Raw genomic sequence first — 18,352 nt, 5'->3', positions numbered from 1 at the left:
GATTAGCAGGCAAATTGCCATTTTCTTGTCCGGTGGGCGTTGTTCCCCACCGGGGATAGGCCTACTCTTTCCAGGCTTATATCGAATAAGCCTAAGCTTATAACAAGGAAAATGGAGCGTCCCTGATGAAACCGTTGAGTCGCGTCGTGATCGGCAGTCTGCTGATCCTGGCCTGGCCCACGGCGCATGCCGTCGATGGCCAGAAGATCTTCTCCCAGGGTGGGCAAAACCCCGCCGCCATGGCTTGCTTGGGCTGTCATGGCCCGGACGGCAAAGGCATCGCTGCCGCCGGCTTCCCCCGCCTGGCTGGCCTGTCGGCCGGCTACCTGAGCAAACAGCTGGCCGATTTCCGCAATGGCAGCCGCAAACAGGCCGTCATGGAGCCGCTCGCCAAGGCCCTGGGCGAGGACGAAATCAAAGCCGTCAGTGCCTACCTCGCCAGCCTGCCTGCCGACCCCGCGCCAACCTTGCGCCGCCAGCAGATCGCCAAGGACCCGGTGTCGCGCCTGGCCCTGTATGGCGACTGGAGCCGCCAGATACCGGGCTGCGTGCAGTGCCACGGCCCGGGCGGTGGTGGCGTCGGTGAGCACTTCCCGCCGCTGGCCGGGCAGCCGGCCAGCTACCTGGTGGCGCAACTCAATGCCTGGCGCGACGGCAGCCGCAGCAACGACCCCAACCAGCTGATGGTCGGTGTGGCCAAGGCCATGACCGATGACGAGATCAAGGCCGTCGCCGCATTCTTCGCCCAGCCCAGTAGCCAGGAGGCCCAGCCATGAAGCCGATTTACCCAGCCCTGTTGCTCCTGGCCCTGGGCACTGCCCAGGCGGCGCCGATCGCCATGGAAGACCAGTCCCAACTCAAGGTACCCGGCAGCCAGGCTGCACCGGTGTTCAGCCCGCCGGCCGAAAGCGACCTGCCCGACAATGCCTTCGGCCAGATGGTGCGCCAGGGGCATGCCCTGTTCGTCGACACCCGCCGGTTGATGCCCGAGGCGGTGGGCAATGGCATGAACTGCAGCAACTGCCACCTGGACCAGGGGCGGCTGGCCCATTCCGCGCCGTTGTGGGGCGCCTACCCGATGTACCCGGCGTATCGCAAGAAGAACGATAAGGTCAACACCTTCGCCGAGCGTATCCAGGGGTGCTTCCAGTTCAGCATGAACGGCAAGCCGCCGGCGGCCGACAGCCCGCAGATGACGGCGCTCAGTGTCTATGCCTACTGGCTGTCGACCCAGGCGCCCACTGGGGTCGAAACACCGGGGCGCGGCTACCCGGAGGTGGCGCAGCCGGCCGCCGGCTATGACTTCAAGCGCGGCGAGCAGATTTACCGTGAGCAGTGCGCGCTCTGCCATGGTGACCAGGGCGAAGGCCAGAAGGTGGCCGGCGAGTACGTGATGCCGCCGTTGTGGGGCAAGGATTCCTACAACTGGGGTGCCGGCATGCACCGGATCAACACCGCGGCCTCGTTCATCAAGCACAACATGCCCCTGGGGCGCGCCGGCAGCCTGAGCGACCAGCAGGCTTGGGACGTGGCGGCCTGGATCAACCGCCATGAACGGCCCCAGGACCCGCGCCTGGTGGACGGCTCGATCGAAAAGACCCGGGTGAAGTACCACGCCAACGACGGCGTCAACCTGTACGGGCAGAAGGTCGATGGCGTGCTGATCGGGCAGGGCACCGGCAGCTGACGTGTCACACCCTTGACCCCGACCTGTCACGGCCCTGCAACGGCGCCTGGGGTGCAATGGCCGCAATCTGCGAAAGGGAGTGCGGCCATGGAACTCTGTGTGATTGGGGCGGGGTATGTGGGGTTGGTCACGGCGGCCTGCTTCGCCGAAATGGGCAACCGTGTGGTGTGCCTGGAGCGCGACCAGGCGCGCCTTGCGCAGTTGCGCCAAGGGCAGTGCCCGATCTACGAGCCCGGGTTGCAAGCGTTGCTGCAGGCGGGCCTGAGTTCCGGCCAGCTGAGTTTCAGCGACCAGTGGCGCCAGGCCCTGGCACGTGCCGAGGTGGTGTTCATCGCCGTCGGCACCCCGAGCCAGGAGGATGGCTCGGCTGACCTGCAGCACGTGCTGGCCGTGGCCGACAGCCTTGGCCGTCACCTGGGCAGGGCGTGCCTGGTGGTGAACAAGTCCACCGTGCCGGTAGGCACGGCCGAGCGCGTCGCCCGGCATATCGCCAATGGCCTGCGCGAACGGGGCGCGCGCTTTGCTGTGGACGTGGCGAGCAACCCTGAGTTTCTCAAGGAAGGCAGCGCTGTGGACGACTTCATGCGACCCGACCGGGTCATCATCGGCAGCGACAGTGAGCCGGCCAGCCAGTGCCTGCAGCGCCTCTACGCGCCGTTCGTGCGCAACCGCGAGCGGGTGCTGCTGATGTCCACGCGCGCCGCCGAGTTCACCAAGTACGCGGCCAACGCCTTCCTCGCCACGCGCATCTCCTTCGTCAATGAACTGGCCGGGCTCTGTGCGCGCCTGGGTGTGGATATCGAGCAGGTGCGCCGGGGTATCGGCAGCGACCGGCGTATCGGCAGCCATTTCATCTATGCCGGCTGTGGCTACGGCGGCTCCTGCTTCCCTAAGGACGTGCGTGCGTTGATCCATTGCGCCGAGCAGCAGGGCTACCAACCGGCCATTCTCCAGGCCGTACAGACGCGCAACGAAACGCAGAAGACCTTGCTGTTCGAAGCCCTGCGCCAGCACTTCGGCGGTTTCCTGCGCGGGCGCAACGTGGCGATCTGGGGGCTGGCCTTCAAGCCCGGCACCGACGACCTGCGCGAGGCGCCCAGCCTGGTGTTGCTCGATGCCCTGCTGGCAGCCGGGGCGCGGGTGCAGGCCTGCGACCCGGCCGCCCTGGCCGGCGTCGCCGCGCGTTATCCGCAGGCGGTGGCCAGCGCCCAGTTGCGCCTGACCCAGGACCCCTATGCCTGTGTCGAAGGCGCCGATGCGCTGGTGTTGGTGACCGAATGGAAGCAGTTCCGCCAACCGGATTTCGTACGCGTACGGGGCCTTATGCGCATGCCGGCGCTGTTCGATGGTCGCAATATTTATGACCCATCGGAACTATCGGCACTGGGTTATCTCTATCATGGCATCGGTCGGCCAGGGGTAGGGCATTGTAAGGTGAGTGCCGCCTGATTAGACTGCGCCGAACTCCACAGGCCCAGCCTTTGTTTAAGGATGTATATGATCAAGAAATGCTTGTTCCCGGCAGCCGGCTACGGCACCCGCTTCCTGCCTGCTACCAAAGCCATGCCCAAGGAAATGCTGCCGGTGGTCAACAAGCCACTGATCCAGTATGGCGTCGAGGAGGCCCTGGATGCCGGCCTGAGCGAGATCTCCATCGTGACCGGCCGCGGCAAGCGCGCCCTGGAAGACCACTTCGACATCAGCTATGAGCTGGAAACCCAGATCAAGGGCACCGACAAGGAAAAATACCTGGTCGGTATCCGCCGTCTGCTGGACGAGTGTTCCTTCTCCTACACCCGCCAGACCGAGATGAAAGGCCTGGGCCACGCCATCCTCACCGGCCGTCCGCTGATCGGCGACGAGCCGTTCGCCGTGGTGCTGGCGGACGACCTGTGCGTCAACCCCGAAGGCGACGGCATCCTCACCCAGATGGTCAAGCTGTACAACCAGTTCCGTTGCTCGATCGTCGCCATCCAGGAAGTCGACCCGCAGGAAACCAACAAGTACGGCGTGATCGCCGGCGACATGATCCGCGATGACATCTACCGGGTGACCAACATGGTCGAGAAGCCCAAGCCCGAAGATGCCCCGTCGAACCTGGCGATCATCGGCCGTTATATCCTGACCCCGGATATCTTCGACATCATTCAGAACACCGAGCCAGGCAAGGGCGGCGAGATCCAGATCACCGACGCGCTGATGAAACAGGCCCAGGACGGTTGCGTGCTGGCGTACAAGTTCAAGGGCAAGCGTTTCGACTGCGGCGGCGCCGAAGGCTACATCGAGGCGACCAACTTCTGCTTCGAGAACTACTACAAGACCGGCAAGGCGTACTGATACGCCGCGTCTGGTGCGAAGCTGCCCTCTGGGTTAGCTACATATTGGGGCCGCCTTGCGGCCCATCGCGGGGCAAGCCCGCTCCTACAGGGGCAGGCCTGTCGTGTGATGGGCGGTAGGGCGGCCCCAATTGCTTATGCCTCGGCTGGCTTTTTTGTTCCCGGCGCGCAACGGCGGTATGCTGGGCGCCAGCCAAGGAGACTGAATGCATGGCCTACGATTTTGATCTGTTCGTGATTGGCGCCGGTTCCGGCGGTGTGCGTGCGGCGCGCTTCGCCGCGGGGTTCGGCGCCAAGGTGGCGGTGGCCGAGAGCCGCTACCTGGGAGGCACCTGCGTCAACGTCGGTTGCGTGCCCAAGAAGCTGCTGGTGTATGGGGCCCATGTGGCCGATGAGCTCGAGCAGGCGGCAGGCTTCGGCTGGACCCTCGAGGAGGGGCACTTCGACTGGGCCACGTTGATCGCCAACAAGAACCGTGAAATCGAGCGCCTCAACGGTATCTACCGCAACCTGCTGGTCAACAGCGGTGTGACCCTGCTCCAGGGCCATGCGCGCATCACCGGCGCCCATGAGGTGGAAGTCGAAGGCCAGCGCTACAGCGCCCGGCATATCCTCATCGCCACTGGCGGCTGGCCGCAAATACCGGACATCCCGGGCAAGGAGCTGGCCATCACCTCCAACGAAGCGTTCTACCTCAAGGCATTGCCGCGACGCGTGCTGGTGGTCGGTGGCGGCTACATCGCCGTGGAGTTCGCCGGGATCTTCCAGGGCCTGGGCGCCGATACCACGCTGCTGTACCGCGGCGACCTGTTCCTGCGCGGCTTCGATGGCTCGGTGCGTACCCACCTCAAGGAAGAGCTGGAAAAGCGCGGCCTGAACCTGCAGTTCAACAGCGACATCCAGCGCATCGAGCAGCTGGACGACGGCAGCCTCAAGGCCACCCTCAAGGATGGCCGTGAGCTGGTCGCCGACTGCGTGTTCTACGCCACCGGGCGCCGTCCGATGCTGGACAACCTGGGCCTGGAGAATACCGGTGTCGAACTCGATGCCCGCGGTTTCATCCGTGTCGATGAGCAGTACCAGACCACCGAGCCTTCGATCATCGCCATCGGCGACGTGATCGGCCGCGTCCAGCTCACCCCGGTAGCCCTGGCCGAAGGCATGGCCGTGGCGCGCCGACTGTTCAAGCCCGAACACTACCGGCCGGTCGACTACCAGAACATCCCCACCGCGGTGTTCAGCCAGCCGCCGATCGGCACCGTGGGCCTGACCGAGGAGCAGGCGCTGGAGGCCGGGCACAAGGTGCAGATTTTCGAGAGCCGCTTCCGTGCGATGAAGCTCACCCTGACCGATATCCAAGAGAAGACCCTGATGAAGCTGGTGGTCGATGCCGACACCGACAAGGTCCTGGGTTGCCACATGGTCGGGCCGGATGCCGGGGAGATCATCCAGGGCCTGGGTATCGCTCTCAAGGCCGGCGCCACCAAGCAGCAGTTCGACGAGACCATCGGCGTGCACCCGACGGCGGCCGAAGAGTTCGTCACCATGCGCACGGCCACGCGCTGACGCAAGGCCGCTCCCAGCAGATCCTGAGGGAGATTACCCAGCCCTTCGGGCTGCGCAGTCACGCGAAGAACCATTGATTAGCGCAGCCCTGTAGGAGCGGGCTTGTCCCGCGATCAAGGGCGAAGCCCTTGCCAGGCGACGGTGATATCGGGCCCGGCCTAATCGCGGGACAAGCCCGCTCCCACAAGGACGCATCCCGTCGTGAATACCCGCAATCCTTTGCTCAGCCCAATCCCTTCTATTAATTATCCTCGGTTATAGCCAAAACCAATCACGAGCATGAGGTTTGCCAATGAGCGTTTATCGATCTCGTTGGTTAGGATTCTCTCCGTCAACTGATTTCAACCCCATGAAGGAGTGTCTCTCATGCCAATCATCAACAGCCAGGTCAAACCGTTCAACGCTACCGCCTACCACAAGGGCGAGTTCGTCCAGGTCAGCGAAGCCGACCTGAAGGGCAAGTGGTCCGTCGTGTTCTTCTACCCAGCCGACTTCACCTTCGTCTGCCCGACCGAACTGGGTGACCTGGCCGACAACTACGCCGAGTTCCAGAAGCTGGGCGTGGAAATCTACGGTGTGTCCACCGACACCCACTTCACCCACAAGGCCTGGCACGACACCTCGGAAACCATCGGCAAGATCCAGTACCCGCTGATCGGTGACCCGACCCACGTCATCGCCCGCAACTTCGACGTGCTGATCGAAGAAGCCGGCCTGGCTGATCGCGGCACCTTCGTGATCAACCCTGAAGGCCAGATCAAGATCGTCGAAATCAACGACGGTGGCGTAGGCCGCGATGCCAGCGAGCTGCTGCGCAAGGTCAAGGCTGCCCAGTACGTTGCCGCCCACCCGGGTGAAGTCTGCCCAGCCAAGTGGAAAGAAGGCGAGGCCACCCTGGCGCCGTCCCTGGACCTGGTCGGCAAGATCTGAGTCCATGCGTCAATCGCGGGCGGTAGCCAGCCGCCAAAGCTGAAGTAGCTGCCGCCCCGTCAAACGCCCGGGCGACCTCGCCTGGGCGTTTTTGTATCCGAGTTTTGAAAAAGGAATCGCCCGTATGTTGGACGCCACGCTTAAATCGCAACTGAAAACCTACCTGGAGCGGGTCACCCAGCCGATCGAGATCGTTGCTTCCCTCGACGACGGCGCGAAGTCCCGCGAATTGCACGACCTGCTGGTGGAGATCGCCGGCCTGTCGAACCTCATCACCCTGCGCGAGGACGGCAGCGACGCCCGTCGCCCTTCGTTCTCGCTCAACCGCCCGGGTGCCGACATCAGCCTGCGCTTCGCCGGCATCCCCATGGGCCATGAATTCACCTCCCTGGTGCTGGCGCTGCTGCAGGTCGGCGGCCACCCGTCCAAGGCCAGTGCCGAAGTGATCGAGCAGATCCAGGCCCTGGAAGGCGAGTTCACCTTCGAAACCTATTTCTCGCTGTCGTGCCAGAACTGCCCGGACGTGGTCCAGGCGCTGAACCTGATGGCGGTGCTCAACCCCAACGTTCGCCACGTGGCCATCGACGGTGCGCTGTTCCAGGATGAAGTCGAGGCGCGCAAGGTCATGGCGGTACCGAGCATCTACCTGAACGGTGAGGTCTTCGGCCAGGGCCGCATGGGCCTGGAGGAGATCCTCGGCAAGATCGACACCAACGCCGGCAGCCGCCAGGCCGAGAAGATCAACGCCAAGGACGCCTTCGACGTGCTGGTGGTCGGTGGTGGCCCGGCGGGCGCCTCGGCAGCCATCTACGCGGCGCGCAAAGGCATCCGTACCGGTGTCGCGGCCGAGCGTTTCGGCGGCCAGGTGCTCGACACCCTGGCGATCGAGAACTTCATCTCGGTGCAGGAAACCGAAGGCCCGAAACTGGCCACGGCGCTGGAAGAGCACGTCAAGCAGTACGACGTGGACATCATGAACCTGCAGCGCGGTGAAGCGCTGGTCCCGGCCACCGACGGCGGCCTGCACGAAGTGCGCCTGGCCAGTGGGGCGTCGCTCAAGGCCAAGACCGTGATCCTGGCCACCGGCGCCCGCTGGCGCGAGATGAACGTGCCCGGCGAGCAGCAATACCGCGCCCGCGGCGTGGCCTACTGCCCGCACTGTGACGGCCCGCTGTTCAAGGGCAAGCGCGTGGCGGTGATCGGCGGTGGCAACTCCGGTGTGGAAGCGGCCATCGACCTGGCGGGCATCGTCGCCCAGGTGACCCTGATCGAGTTCGACAGCCAGCTGCGTGCCGATGCCGTGCTGCAACGCAAGCTGCACAGCCTGCCGAACGTCAAGGTCATCACCAGCGCCTTGACCACCGAAGTGCTGGGCGATGGCGAGAAGGTCACCGGCCTGCGCTACAAGGACCGCAGCAACGACCAGGTGCATGATGTGGCGCTCGAGGGGATCTTCGTGCAGATCGGCTTGCTGCCGAACACCGATTGGCTCAAGGGCACCGTCGAGCTGTCGCCGCGTGGCGAGATCATCGTCGATGCCAAAGGCCAGACCAATATCCCGGGTGTGTTCGCCGCCGGTGATGTGACCACGGTGCCGTACAAGCAGATCGTCATCGCCGTGGGCGAGGGCGCCAAGGCCTCCCTGGCCGCCTTCGACCACCTGATCCGTACCTCGGCGCCGGCTTGAGGAACCTGGGGCCGCTTTGCGGCCCTTTCGCGGGGCAAGCCCGCTCCTACCCCCCTGTAGGAGCGGGCTTGCCCCGCGATGGTTTCAAGGCGTACCTGTCTATAGTGATAGACAGATCCGCTGACGGACCACGCCCATGACCCTCATCAGCCGCGAACCCTGGTGGCTAGTGCCGCCCAAGCCCGGGCAGCAGGAGCAGGACCTGCACTGGGGCTATCTGGAGATCTACTCCGATGGCCGCACCGTGTTCGTCGACCAGCGCCCCAGCGACCGGGAGCTGGCCGAGCGCAAGAGCTGCCGTAACTTCCCCGAGCCCGAACAACCCTGACTCAACCTTCGAGTTCGGCCAGGCGTGCCTCCAGCGCGGCGACCCGCGCCTCCAGGGCTTCGATTCGTTCCTGTGACACACTGCTAGCGCCACTGCGCTCGCCGCCACCTTGCTGGCGTGCGGCCAGGATCGCCTCGATTTCACCGGGGTCGCCCAGGGCATGGGTGTAGCGGTCTTCACGCTGGCCGGCCTGGCGTGGCAGGTGCAAGGCCAGGCCGCGGGAGACCAGGCGCTCGAGCTGGTGCTGGATCTGCTCCACATCGTCGAAGTCGTGCAGGCGGTTGCTGCGGGTCAGCAGCTCGCTCAGGGTCTGTGGCCCGCGCAGGAACATCAGCCCCATCAGCACCAGTTGCGCCGGCACCAGTTCCAGGGCCTTGTCCACCCGATGCTCCCAGCGATCGGCACGGCTGCCCATCTGCAGGCGGGTCATCTCTTGACCTTCCAGCGCACGCAAGGCCTGGCCGACTTGGCCTGGAGAAAGGTTCATCACCGGTTCCCGGCTGGTTTTCTGGTTGCAGGCCAGGACCAAAGCGTTGAGGGTCAGCGGGTAGGTTTCCGGGTTGGTGGCCTGTTTTTCGATCAGTGAGCCGAGTACACGGATTTCGATGCTGTTGAAGCGGCCTGCGCTTGCGGTTTCGTGTTCTGACATGGCCCTGTCTCATGGCGAGGAAAGGCCCCTAGCCTAGGTAATGCAGCTGCGTTAGGCAATCAGCTTGCCGTCTCGGCAGCAGGTTGCGGTGCACGATCTACCGGCACCCTGTAGGAGCGGGCTTGCCCCGCGATCGAGGGCTTGCCCTCGCTTGGCGCCGCGTTGGCAGAGCCGAACGATCACGGCGCACCGGGCTGCGGAAGAGACCCGCGCTCGGCACTAGCCGGCGCGGGAAAGGCGATCAGAAGCGATAGGCCACGCTCGCTTCCAGGGTCCGCGGCGCACCCGGGGTGATCAGGTCCACCGAACCGTGGGCGGAGGCGTAGTAGTCGCGGTCGAAGGCATTCTTCAGGCGCAGCGCCATGTCCCAGTGCTGTTCGCTGTACAGCAGCGCGGCGTCGAAGGTGGTGTAGCCGGGCATGACAACCTGGTTGTCCAGTGCGGTGTAGCGCTCGTCCACATAGTTTGCGCCAGCGGCGACGCGCCATTGCGGGGTGAGGGTGCGCACCAGCCAGACGTTCGCGCTGTTGCGCGGCGTCAGCGTCGGGGTCTGGCCTTCGTTGGAGATGCCGTTGGTCTTGGCGTTGGACTTGACGATCTCGGCGTCCAGGAAGGCGTAGCCGGCATAGACCTGCCACTTGTCCGAGAGCTGGCCGCTGATGGTGGCTTCGAAACCATCGGTGCGCTGCTCGCCGGCCAGAATGGTCAGGCCAGGATTCACCGGGTCCGGGGTGCGCATGTTGGTGCGTTCAAGGCGGAAGATCGCCGCGGTCACCGACAGCTTGCTGTCGAGCAGGTCCCACTTGGCGCCCAGCTCGTAGTTGGTGGTTTTTTCAGGTTCCAGGTCGGCGTTGCCTGCGTTGACCGCGAACATTTCGCCCGAAGGCTGGTAGCTGCGGCTGACGGAGACGTAGTACGACTGGATCTGGTCCGGCTGGTACACCAGGCCGACACGTGGGCTCCAGGTTTTGTCGGTGCGATCCAGATCGACGTCGGCTGCGCGGATGTCGTCGTATTCCTGGCCGAAGATGTCGTAGCGCACGCCGAGCAGGGCTTTCCATTGGTCGTTCAGCTCGATCAGGTCCTGCACATAGAAGCCCGCTGTCTGCTGATAGTTGGTGCCTTTGGACGACAGGTTGGCCGCATGCTCCGGCACCGGTACCAAAGCATCGCGATAGACCGGAACCTGGGCCACATTGTTCTGGTTGAACACCCGCTGGTACTTGTCCTGGTAGCCCACTTCCACACCATAGAGCAGGTTGTGCTGCATGCCGGCCAGTTGCGCTTGCTGCTTGAGTTCGGTCTGGTTGAACACGCCGTACTCGTCGCGGGCCACGTTGCCGCGGTTGAGCTTGACCAGCAGTTCGCCGTTCGGCGCGGTGACGAAGCGGGTAGGGCTGCTGTCGGCCAGGGTGTTGTTACGGTCCAGGTCGTAGTGGTAGTAGCGGCTGGTATTGGTCAGCGTGAAGTCGTCGTTGATGCGGTAGTCCAGGCTCGCGGTGAACGAGAACACTTCGCTGCGGGCATAGTCCTGGTCCGCATCGCCGGAGCCGAAGCGCTTGTCACGGTCGACGTCCACCGGGCGGTTGCCCAGGGCCGGGATGCCGAAGTCGATCAGGCGCTTGTCGTACAAGTAGGTGGCGCCGAGGTTCAGCTCCAGGTCGTCGGAGAGGCGGAAGTAGGCCGACGGGGCGATGGCCTTGCGGTCGATGTAGCCATCGTCGCGGAAGGTGTCGCTGTCTTCGAAAGCGCCGGTCAGGCGGTAGGCCTGGTTGCCTTGCGGGTCGGCCCAGCCGGTGTCGAACTGGGTGCGGCGCTTGCCCTCGGTGTCCAGGGTCATGCCCACTTCGTGCTTGGGCGCGAAGCCTGGCTTCTTGCTGACGCTGTTGATCAGGCCGCCGGACGAGCCACGGCCATAGAGCACGGCTGCCGGGCCCTTGATGACCTCGACGCGCTCGATATTGGACAGGTCGCGGAAATACAGGGCGTCGTCGCGCACGCCATCGATGTACATGTCGCCAATGGCGTTGAAGCCACGGATGGTGACTTGGTCGCGCTGGCCATCGCCGTTGGACAGGCCGACGCCAGGTACGTTCTTGAGTACGTCCTCCATGGACTGGGCGCCCTGGTCCTTGATCACGCTTTCAGGGACGACATTGACGGTCTGGGGGATGTCGCGCAGGGGCGCGTCGATCTTCAGCGCGCTCTTGCTTTCGGTGGCCTTGTAGCTCTGCTGCTCGTAGGCACCGGTCACCGAAGTCGCCGGCAGGGCCAGCGTGTCCTGGGTTTCAGCGTGAACAGCAGGCACTGCCAGCAGGCCCAGCATCGACAGGGATGCTGGGGCAACGTACTTTTTTGCCATTGAGAATCACTCGCGTTGTTTTTATTGGGTGCGAATAGTATCGATTCACAAATGTAAATCAAGTGTAAAGATGAGCATTCGAACGAATACCTGGGCAATGGCGGGCACAAGCAAAGCGGTGTCTTGAACAGTCAAGTCCGTGCCGGGCAGGCATGCTGACGGCCTAGTCCAAATGGAGGGTGCGGGGTGGTTTTTGGAGGGAGTAGGGTCGGGCCTACAATCACCCGTCAAGGAAGGTGAACGCAGTGGACCTGGAACAACGCATCGACCGCCTGGAAGCCCTGGAGGCTATCCGCGAGCTCAAGCATCGCTACCTGAACGCCTGCGACCTGAAGGACGTGGCGGCCATCCGTGACTGCTTCGCCACGGGCGAGGTGCTGATCGACTATGGGCCGCTGGGCCTCTTCCGCGACCGGGAATCGTTCCTGGCGTTGTTCCGCGAGTTGGCCTGCGTGCCCAGGGTGATCGACCTGCACCACGCTGCCAACCCGGAGATCGACTTCCAGGACACCGACAACGCCAGGGCCCGTTGGGCCCTGCATTACCAGAACCGCGACGGCGAGACCGGCGCGACCCGCCAGTTGGGCGGGTTCTACCAGGACCGCTACCAACGACTCGAAGGGCAATGGCGGATCGTCGAAACGGTGTTCCGCGGTCACTTCGACGTGGCGCGTCCAGGGGGCGGCTGATCACTCCCTGGCCTTGAGGCCACCGTGGTCGCGGCCCATCTGGTTAGAGGCTTCCGGCAGCGAGGTCACCTTGATCGCCCGCGCCGGCACGGCGAATTTCGCGCCGATGCCGGCGAACTGTTCCAGCAGCTGGAAGTTGATCGCCTGCTGGATGTCCATGTACAGGTTGTACCCCGGATCGAGCACGATGTAGACGCATTCGAACTCCAGCGACTCCTTGCCGAAACCGCGCAGGTGGGCACGGTCGAAGCGTACCTTGTCCTGCTTCTGGATCACTTGCGCGACGATACCCGGGGCCTTCTTCACCGCTTCGGTGGGGGTGTCGTAGGAAAGGCCGAACTCGAAGACAATGCGCCGCTCTTGCAGGCGTTTGTAGTTCTGGATGGTGCTGCTGATCATGCCAGCGTTGGCCATGACGATCTGCTCGCCGCCGAGGCTGCGGATGCGTGTGGTCTTCAGCCCGATGTGCTCCACCGTCCCGGCCAGCGGGCCGATGACGATGAAATCGCCCACTTCGAACGGCTTGTCTACGGCGATGGAAAGCGAGGCGAACAGGTCGCCGAGAATGTTCTGCACCGCCAGCGCCACGGCGATGCCGCCCACGCCCAGGCTCGCGACGAAGGCGGTGATGTTCACCCCGAGGTTGGAGAGCATGGCCAGCAGCACCATCGACCAGAGCAGCACCCTGGCGCCCCAGGCGGACAGCGTGGCCAGGGCACTGCCCTGGTAGAGGCCGGCGCTGCTGTGCCGGGCGAAATAGCGGGACAGGCCAAGGGCGATGGCGCGGTTGGCCCACAGGCCGATCTGCAACGCAGCCACCACGAACCATAGGCTGCCGACCCGGTCCAGCCAGCGCTCCGGCAGGTCCAGCACGCTCAGACCGATGAGCAGGGCGGCGAGGAACAACAGGACATTGCTGGTGCCTTCGAGCACCTTGGCCAGCACCTGGGCGAAGTGGCCATCATGGGCGGACCAGCCCTGCACCCTGCGCTTGACGAAGCTGATGGCCCAGCGGGCGACCAGGAAGGTGACCAGGCTGACTCCCAGGGCCAGCAACCAGTTAAGGACAGAGATGCCAAAGATGGTCGAGTTCGTCAGCGGGTCCAGCAAGCGTTCGTTCATTGTCGATTGCCCCTCCAAGGCGGTGATGCACACATGGTCGTTAGAAGGGCGTGGGCTGCGGGGGTTGGGCTGGGCTGGTGGGAAGCTCGACGAATGGTCGAGCGTCGATCATGGGCTATGCGCGCCGACAACCTGGCGCTGTTCGTGCCGCCTCGATCGCCGGCAAGCCGGCTCCCACAGGTTCGGCGCTGTCTACGACCGCAGCGCAATACAAGTGGGAGCCGGCTTGCCGGCGATGGGGGAACGGGGCCCGCTAGGCTTCGCGCTTGGGCGCAAAGCGCAGGATGGCGCAGGCGATCAGTGCCGACAGCAGCGAGCCGAGGAGGATGCCGATTTTCGCTTCGTCGATACGCTCCGGCTGCCCCGGGAAGGCCAGTTCGCCAATGAACAGGCTCATGGTGAAGCCAATGCCGCAGAGCATGGCCACGCCATAGATCTGCAGCCAGCTGGCGCCGCGCGGTTTGGCCGCCAGGCCCGTCTTGACCGCCAGCAGCACCCCGGCGAACACCCCCAGTTGCTTGCCCAGCAGCAGGCCCAGGGCGATGCTCAGCGGCAGCGGGGCGAGTACGTCGCTCCAGCTCAGGTGGCTGAAGGACACACCGGCATTGGCGAAGCCGAAGGCCGGCACGATCAGGAAACCGACCCAAGGTGCCAGGCCATGCTCGAGCTTGAGCAACGGGCTGGCGTCGTCACCTTTGCCGGCCCCGGCGCTGTAGGGAATCAGCAGCGCGCCGACCACGCCGGCGATGGTGGCATGCACGCCGGAGAGCAGGGTCACGTACCACAGCGCGGCGATGCCCAGCAGGTAGGGCCACAGCGACACCACGCGCAAGCGGTTGAACGCCAGCAGGACAACGACGATCCCGGCTGCCGCCGCCAGGGCCACCAGGTTGATCGACGAGGTGTAGAACAACGCGATGATCGCCACGGCGCCCATGTCGTCGATGATCGCCACCGAGACCAGCATCACCTTCAACGACAGCGGCGCATGCCGCCCCAGCAGTGCCAGGGCGCCGACGGCGAAGGCGATGTCGGTGGCGGCGGGGATCGCCCAGCCACCGGCAAGCCCCGGTTCGCTGCGCGAAAACGCCAGGTAGATCAGCGCCGGCAGGGCCATACCCATCAGTGCCGGCAAGGCCGGCAGGCGCCGTTGTTCCCAGGTGGCGAGCCGGCCATCGACCAGCTCGCGCTTGATCTCCAGGCCCACCAGCAGGAAGAACACCGCCATCAGACCGTCGTTGATCCACAGGTGCACGGTCATCGGCCCGAGCTTGTCGCTGAGCGTCGGCCCCACGGGCAGGTGCAGCAGGTGTTGGTAGGCCTCGGCCCAGGGGCTGTTGGCGATCACGATGGCCAGGGCTGCAGTGAACATCAACAACACGCCGCCTGCGGCTTCGCTGGCCAGCAAGCGGCGCAGCACCGATTGCGAGGTGAGGGTGGGAAGGGGTGCATTCATCAAGGAGTCCTCGTTCATGGCGTCGCCTGTGCAAAAGCAGCGGTGCGTCGGAACGTGGGCACAGCGAAACGATGGCGCCGGATGGTCCGGACCACTGCAGCGAAAGGCGAGAAGAAGGGAAGGGTGTGGCGCATGGCCGTGCCGACCGCAAAAAAGCGGAACGGCAAATGCCAGGAATGTGTGGAGGCTGCATGCAACATGGACTGACTCTCGGAAAACAAATGAATGTTCTCCGTATTCGGGAAGGCTCCCGGGCGCACGCAGCACACGCCAGGCAGCAATTCTACGGAGGTAGGTGGCGATTCGCCTGCGAAGTTTGCATCAAAATGTTGCCATTGCTATGCGGGTGGGGCGCTGCAGGGGTCATGCCGCTGTCATGCGCCCTTGGTAAGGTCCTGGCGCTTTTGCGTCCAACAACAAGAAGGTGGCCTTGATGGTGAGTACCGGCACGCTCCGCAAACCGATCATTCTCCGCTCCCGGGACATGCACAGCGAGGCGTTCGGTGCACTGTTCTCACGCATGTTCGACAACCTCTACGCTGATTCGCTGGTGCTGTCGGACGACCTGCTCATCGGTGGCGTCTACGGTCGTCATGAGGGCGTCAGCTTTCGCCGTATGCACTACCAGGGCGATTGTTGCGTAACCTTCACCGACCCGCAGGACGAGATCACTTTCGTGTTGCCCAGCGCGGGCAAGGTGGTCTTCGGCCATCAGGGCGAAACCGTCGGGCTGCCTGGCATGGGCCTGGCCATCGAGAAAAGGGCGTTGCGCACCTTGCGCGTGAGCGACGGCCATGCCCAATGCGGCATGTCGATCCGCCGAAGCCTGATCACTGAGCGCTTGGCGACATTACTGGGCAAACCGGTGTTGCAGCCGATTCGCTTCGAGCCGGTGGTGTCGCTGGAGGTCGCTGCATGCCATGGCATTCGCGCCTTGCTCGAGCTGGCCACCGGCAACGAGTTCGACCAGCTGATCCATGCCGGTGCGCTGATGCCGGTGCGTTTGCAGGAAATGCTGGTCGACGCGGTGCTCGAGGCTTGGCCGCACAACCATAGCCAAGCCTTGCGCCGGCCCGTGCCGCAGATCGCGCCACGGCACGTGAAGCTGGCCATGGACTGGATCCGTGCCCACCCATCGAGCGCGACCAGCGGCACGGACTTGGCGGCCCTCGCCAACGTCAGCTTGCGTGCGTTGCAGCAGGGGTTTCGCAGGTTCCTGGGGTGTTCGATCGTGGATTACCAGCGGCAGGTGCGCTTGGAGCAGGCCTACGAGTCATTGGTGCATGGGGAGCCTGTTTCGGTGTCTCAGGTGGCGTTGCGCCATGGCTTCAGCAATGCGGGGCGGTTCGCGCAGTATTTCCAGCAGGCCTATGGCGTGAGCCCGGCGCAGGTTCGGCGCAGAGGGTAGGCTGTTGGGGGCTGCTACGCAGCCCCGAACCGTCAAAACGCGTAGCTGGCCTTCAGGCTACCGCTCACCCCATGGCTGTCACCGCCACCGCCAGCCGCCACTTCAGCCCCCACGCTGAACGCTCCAAGGGAGGCCATCGCATTGACCCCGGCAGTGAACAGGTCGCGGTTGTCGTACGCCGCGCGCTGTTCGATATCCAGCCCCAGCAGGTGGCCTTCGCTGTCGACCTGATGGTCGCCCAGCACATGCTCGTACCCCAGCGTGAACCCCGGCACCAGCTGCCAGCCACCGCTCAGCTCTACCGGCGCCAGGCTGGCCTGGAGGTTGGCTACCGCGCTGCGCCGGGTTTCCTGGAGGCTGTCCACCTCCAGCGCCAGCTCGCTGCCTTTTTCCGTGAAGCCCGAACGGTCCACGTGGCTGACGCGCACGCCTAGGCTCGGCTCCAGCGTCAGGGTGCCCGCCTGCATCCGATAGCCCAGCGCCAAGCCGGCCCCGGCCAGGTTGCCATGGCTGTCGCCCTTGGCCTGGCCCAGGCCGTTACCCAGGTCGCGTTTGCTCTGGTAGTCGAACCAGCCGGCATGGACATCGGCCTCGATGAACAGGCCTTGCTCAAGGCTGCCTGGCGCGAAGCGTGCGCCTGCGCTGAGGAAGGTCAGGTCGGTGTCCGCCTCGCCGCCGGCGCCGCCGATGTTGCCGCGGCTGTAGCCGAAGCCTGCATGGGCGCTGAGCTGTTCGGAAAAGCGCTGGGTCACGCCGATCATCAGGCCTTGGCTGTGCTCGTTGCTGCTACGTGCGTGGGACGAGCCGTCGGTGCCCAAGTAGCTGGCCAGGGCTGTGCTCCACAACCGCGTCTGGCCGACCTTGAGGTCCGTGCCGCTGGCGAAGGGCGCGCTGGCCTGTTCGATCATCGTGCCCTGGCGCAGCAGGTAGCTGGCAGCGTCGGCATGCACCTGACCACCGACGGTGGCCTCGACGCCGCCCAGGCTGCCGGCATCGATGGCCGATTGCAGGTAGTAGTTGTAGGCGCTGTAGGTGCCCGACAGGCGACTGTCCTGTAGGCCCAGCAATAGCCGCGCGCCTGCCGCGGCGTTGCCTTGCAGGCCAGCCTGGCCGGGCAGGCTGTTGAAGCGGACCATCTTGCCACGCAGCACATAGAGGGTTTCCTGGGACAGCCCCAGGCCTTGCTTGAGGTAGTTGTCCATGCTGCCGTAGCGTGCTTTCACCTCGTCCAGCCCTGCCTGCAGGTAGCTGGCCTCCACGCCGATCAACGGCCCATAGATCTCGGCCAGGTTCGGCGGCAGCGAATCGAGGATCGCCGCCATGCGCTCGGCGGTGTAGGCGTTGGTGGCCAGGTAGTCCTGCATGATGGTGGCGTCGTCGACACCGGCGATGCTCTGCAGCAGCGCAGCGGTCCAGCCGGTGCGGTCCTTGCCGGCGGTGCAATGGAACAGCGCCGCGTCCTCGGTGCGGGCCAGCTCGTTGAACAGGACGGTGTACTGGCTGCGCATGCCGACATCGTAGACGAAGGCACGGTTGGTCTCCTTCATCATCGCTTCGGCTTCGGCGGCGCTGTGGAACACCATGTCGGTGATGTTGGCCCCGGAGGTATTGTTGCCGATGATGTCGATGTTCCGGTAGGCCGTACCGGCCGGCAGGGTGTCGGGGGTGGCGGCGATCTCGCTGGGGGTCCGCAGGTCGAACACCGTGCCGATGCCCAGGGGGGCCAGGGCAGCCAGGTCCGAGGCGGTCGGGGTCACGGCATTGGAGCGGTAGAACACCCCTGCGCGCAGGGTGCCGTCATGGGCGGTGCTGTAGGCGGTGGTGGTGCCGGCGACGTCGCGGAAGTTGTCCATGCCCACCAGACGCGGGGTATCGAGCGGCTCGGCACCATGGGCGGTGGAAATGGCGAGGGTCAACAGGGACAGGGAGCAAAGGACACGTGGGTACACGGAGCTAGCCTCGTTGTTGTGTGATAGGCCAGCAACTATTAGCGTGATCGTCGACCGGTGTTAGTGCATTGATCCCGAGTGGTAACGATGAGTGCGCGATCGGTCCATGAGGTGCGTGATTTGTCTCGTCAGAGCGGATTCGTGGGTTGTTTTTTCGGACCCTATCGCGGGACAAGCCCGCTC

General features: G+C 64.6%; 15 protein-coding genes. 10 read left to right on the top strand and 5 right to left on the bottom strand.

Annotated features, from left to right (window positions below; translation table 11 throughout):
• Window positions 1-125 precede the first annotated feature (125 nt).
• From K8374_RS15045 to K8374_RS15010, 8 genes are all read left to right on the top strand, one after another.
• Entirely contained in the window at window positions 126-776 is a 651-nt protein-coding gene (locus tag K8374_RS15045) for a c-type cytochrome (RefSeq protein WP_224456235.1), read from the top strand.
• Window positions 773-1,687 (top strand): c-type cytochrome, encoded by a 915-nt coding sequence (locus K8374_RS15040; RefSeq protein ID WP_224456234.1) that lies wholly within the window; start codon window positions 773-775, stop codon window positions 1,685-1,687. The genes K8374_RS15045 and K8374_RS15040 overlap by 4 nt, the downstream gene beginning before the upstream one ends.
• 87 nt (window positions 1,688-1,774) lie before the next feature.
• Complete coding sequence (locus K8374_RS15035; RefSeq protein ID WP_224456233.1) at window positions 1,775-3,136, top strand: UDP-glucose dehydrogenase family protein; 1,362 nt, start codon at window positions 1,775-1,777, stop codon at window positions 3,134-3,136.
• A 48-nt stretch (window positions 3,137-3,184) separates the two neighbouring features.
• Window positions 3,185-4,024, top strand: coding sequence for a UTP--glucose-1-phosphate uridylyltransferase GalU (gene galU, locus K8374_RS15030; protein ID WP_084859143.1), 840 nt, complete (start codon window positions 3,185-3,187; stop codon window positions 4,022-4,024).
• Window positions 4,025-4,233: 209 nt separating this feature from the next.
• A complete protein-coding gene (gene gorA / locus K8374_RS15025; RefSeq protein ID WP_224456232.1) occupies window positions 4,234-5,589 on the top strand; it encodes a glutathione-disulfide reductase in 1,356 nt (451 codons plus the stop codon).
• 366 nt (window positions 5,590-5,955) lie between these two features.
• Window positions 5,956-6,519 (top strand): alkyl hydroperoxide reductase subunit C, encoded by a 564-nt coding sequence (gene ahpC, locus K8374_RS15020; RefSeq protein ID WP_043211767.1) that lies wholly within the window; start codon window positions 5,956-5,958, stop codon window positions 6,517-6,519.
• A 124-nt stretch (window positions 6,520-6,643) separates the two neighbouring features.
• Window positions 6,644-8,206 carry an alkyl hydroperoxide reductase subunit F gene (ahpF, locus tag K8374_RS15015; RefSeq protein WP_224456231.1) on the top strand — a complete coding sequence of 521 codons (1,563 nt, stop codon included), beginning with the start codon at window positions 6,644-6,646 and terminating at the stop codon, window positions 8,204-8,206.
• Between the two features lie 136 nt (window positions 8,207-8,342).
• A complete protein-coding gene (locus tag K8374_RS15010) occupies window positions 8,343-8,534 on the top strand; it encodes a hypothetical protein (RefSeq protein ID WP_224456230.1) in 192 nt (63 codons plus the stop codon).
• Between the two features lies 1 nt (window position 8,535).
• Here the strand turns inward: K8374_RS15010 and K8374_RS15005 are convergent, their stop codons facing one another.
• Together K8374_RS15005 and K8374_RS15000 are read right to left on the bottom strand one after the other, a co-directional pair.
• On the bottom strand, window positions 8,536-9,183 hold the full coding sequence (locus tag K8374_RS15005) for a YceH family protein (RefSeq protein ID WP_224456229.1): 648 nt from the start codon (window positions 9,181-9,183) through the stop codon (window positions 8,536-8,538).
• A gap of 241 nt (window positions 9,184-9,424) precedes the next feature.
• Window positions 9,425-11,545 carry a TonB-dependent receptor gene (locus K8374_RS15000; RefSeq protein WP_224456228.1) on the bottom strand — a complete coding sequence of 707 codons (2,121 nt, stop codon included), beginning with the start codon at window positions 11,543-11,545 and terminating at the stop codon, window positions 9,425-9,427.
• 245 nt (window positions 11,546-11,790) lie between these two features.
• Here K8374_RS15000 and K8374_RS14995 point away from each other — a divergent pair, with 245 nt between their 5' ends.
• Entirely contained in the window at window positions 11,791-12,234 is a 444-nt protein-coding gene (locus K8374_RS14995; protein WP_224456227.1) for a nuclear transport factor 2 family protein, read from the top strand.
• Here K8374_RS14995 and K8374_RS14990 read toward each other — a convergent pair whose 3' ends face one another.
• On the bottom strand, window positions 12,235-13,356 hold the full coding sequence (locus K8374_RS14990; RefSeq protein WP_224456226.1) for a mechanosensitive ion channel family protein: 1,122 nt from the start codon (window positions 13,354-13,356) through the stop codon (window positions 12,235-12,237).
• 253 nt (window positions 13,357-13,609) lie between these two features.
• Entirely contained in the window at window positions 13,610-14,812 is a 1,203-nt protein-coding gene (gene nhaA / locus K8374_RS14985) for a Na+/H+ antiporter NhaA (protein ID WP_224456225.1), read from the bottom strand.
• 433 nt (window positions 14,813-15,245) lie between these two features.
• Between nhaA and K8374_RS14980 the strand changes: the two genes are divergently transcribed.
• Complete coding sequence (locus tag K8374_RS14980) at window positions 15,246-16,220, top strand: AraC family transcriptional regulator (RefSeq protein ID WP_224456224.1); 975 nt, start codon at window positions 15,246-15,248, stop codon at window positions 16,218-16,220.
• A gap of 32 nt (window positions 16,221-16,252) precedes the next feature.
• On the opposite strand, the gene K8374_RS14975 is transcribed toward K8374_RS14980, so the two are convergent.
• Window positions 16,253-18,169 (bottom strand): tyrosine-protein phosphatase, encoded by a 1,917-nt coding sequence (locus K8374_RS14975; protein WP_224456223.1) that lies wholly within the window; start codon window positions 18,167-18,169, stop codon window positions 16,253-16,255.
• Window positions 18,170-18,352 lie beyond the last annotated feature (183 nt).

It is taken from the genome of Pseudomonas sp. p1(2021b) (assembly GCF_020151015.1).
Classification (GTDB): Bacteria; Pseudomonadota; Gammaproteobacteria; order Pseudomonadales; family Pseudomonadaceae; genus Aquipseudomonas; species Aquipseudomonas putida_K.
Note: the sequence above shows the minus strand (reverse complement) of the source record. Positions and strands in the feature narration are given on the sequence as shown.